This window comes from Mesorhizobium sp. M0140 (assembly GCF_040322475.1).
Classification (GTDB): Bacteria; Pseudomonadota; Alphaproteobacteria; order Rhizobiales; family Rhizobiaceae; genus Mesorhizobium.
Genome location: NZ_JAMYTM010000076.1, coordinates 1 through 1,564, shown reverse-complemented (window position 1 = coordinate 1,564; position 1,564 = coordinate 1). Strand labels below are relative to the sequence as shown.

Here is a 1,564-nt window from a genome sequence, read left to right as displayed (position 1 = left end):
GATTGCCCCGGATCAGGCGCCCGCAACAAGGCGAAGCCCAAGCTGCGGGACAAAAAACCCAATCCCGTCCCCCGCAAACCAATCTGCACCAAACAACAGTCCCCAGGCACCAGCCAGCGGGCCGTTCGCATTCGGGGGACAATGGTGCCTGCAAGCGCGGCACCTCGGCGCACAAAGAGGCCTCAGCCGACAAGCTACGACAACAAAACAAGCCTCTCAACAAAACCTAATTCAAAACAGCCCGCAGCCGCGGGCCGTTTGCGTTTAGGGGACTGGCAGTGAAGTGCCCAGCCGCCGCCATGACCGGATCAACCGAATCGGAGGCAAAAAAGACGAAGCATCCGATCCTCTTGTCAGGCATCGGTCAGTGATGCCGGTGATGACTTGCAATCAAATACGAAATGAATTGGGTCGGGGTGGCGTTCTATTCAGCCGGCTTTTGTGGCCACCCTCGGCCATGACAATGACTGAGGACCGCGAATCGACCTGCATGTGGATTTTCGATCGCGCCGGCCGTTGGGTGTGTCACGCCGCAATAGCCGCAAGTGCCGTTGGCCGAACGGCCCGGGGCGTTGAAGCGACGCCTCGATCAAGTCGAATCAAGTGAAGGGTGATTCTCTGGGGATGAGTGGCGCAAGGCGTGGCATGGTCGAATCAGCCAATTTTGCTAATAGCTGACATCTGTCGCCAGGTTCGGGATCACTCCCATGTTCCCGTAGGGGGCAATGCCAAATTACGCTTTGAATGACCATTACGAGAGCTCCATCAGGAAGCAGCTCGAATCAGGCCGCTACAGTAATGCCAGCGAGGTTGTCGGCGCGGGCCTGCGCACGCTTGAGGATTTCGAGGCGGAGCGGGAGAAATGGCTGCGCGACGAGATACCGGGGCGCCTGCTGAACTCCGGCAGGATTCATCGAAGGGCATCCCTGCCGAAACGGTTTTCTCCCGGCTGGAGGCGCGTCATCGCGCCAAGCAGGCGAAAGCCAAGTCGGGGTGGAGTATCGGATTGTCTTCCACCCCAAGGCAGAAGCCGAGCTGGAGCAACTCTACGATGACATAGCCGGACGTGCGTCGCCGGCGATCGCCTGGAATTTCATTGCGGGTATCCGCGACCATTGTCTCGACCTGTCGACGTTTCCACGGCGGGCACCGAGCGGGTCGAGATCATGCCTGGGTTGCGGATTGTTGGCTACCGCGGCGTCAGCATTGCCTTTGCCGTCGGGGGCAGGCGGGTCCTGATCCTGGGCATCTTTTACGCCGACCGGAACATCACACCGGAATTGCTCGAGGACCGGCTCTAAACGGCGCTTCGGTGGAGAATTGCTGTGCAGTCCTCCAGGCGCGGCGGGTGCGATGGCACACATCAGCGCCTCGAGCTCGGGACGCATCACAGGAATGGTAGGCGCTAGAACGCCGCCCACAATTCAGCCAAGCCAACTCATGAATTTCGGCCCGGTGGATATCTCTGCGAGAAATCGAAAAAACATTGTCGATGTGTGTTGACAGTTGTCGAGTGTGGCGACTATATACGCCTCACGAACGAGGGCGGCTCGCCGCTGGCGAC

At 59.4% G+C, this 1,564-nt stretch carries 2 pseudogenes; both read left to right on the top strand.

Annotated elements, in window-relative coordinates:
- Positions 1-725: 725 nt before the first annotated feature.
- Positions 726-988: pseudogene (locus NKJ37_RS31875) on the top strand (type II toxin-antitoxin system ParD family antitoxin); the annotation flags it as partial.
- Between the two features lie 5 nt (positions 989-993).
- A pseudogene (locus tag NKJ37_RS31870) lies at positions 994-1,301 on the top strand (type II toxin-antitoxin system RelE/ParE family toxin).
- The last annotated feature ends 263 nt before the right edge of the window (positions 1,302-1,564 follow it).